The sequence below is a fragment of the Mesorhizobium sp. M1E.F.Ca.ET.063.01.1.1 genome (assembly GCF_003998155.1).
In the GTDB taxonomy this organism is placed as follows: Bacteria; Pseudomonadota; Alphaproteobacteria; order Rhizobiales; family Rhizobiaceae; genus Mesorhizobium.
In genome coordinates, this window is the sequence record NZ_RZSC01001740.1 from 1 (window position 1) to 399 (window position 399).

At 64.9% G+C, this 399-nt stretch carries 1 protein-coding gene; it reads left to right on the forward strand.

Annotated elements, in window-relative coordinates:
- Positions 1-244 (forward strand): WYL domain-containing protein (locus EOA29_RS40685; protein ID WP_127222621.1); only part of this gene is annotated, 244 nt, incomplete at its 5' end.
- Positions 245-399: the final 155 nt, after the last annotated feature.

Here is a 399-nt window from a genome sequence, read left to right on the forward strand (position 1 = left end):
GCGCGGCACCGCGCGCGACATCAGGCCGCTCGGCCTGTGGTTCTGGGGCAAGGTCTGGACCCTGGTTGCCTGGTGCGAGATGCGCGACGATTTCCGCGCCTTCCGCATCGACCGCATCGCTTCGGTCGTCATCGCCGGCCGCACCTTCAAGCCGGAGCGCGGCAAGCAGCTCGCCGATTTCTACCGAGCTGTCGAGCGCTCGGAGGATTACGGCATGGCGCCCGACCGCGCCGCGCGGACGTGACTTCCTCCCAAGCCATTGTCCAACAAAAAAGCCCGCTCGAAGCGGGCTTTTTTGTTGAGCGCTCCGGAAGGCTCACTCCTCGCCTTCATCCTTGTCCTTCGACTTGAGCGCCGAGAGCTTGGCGAACACCGCGTTGGCATCGAGCTCCTGGTCTT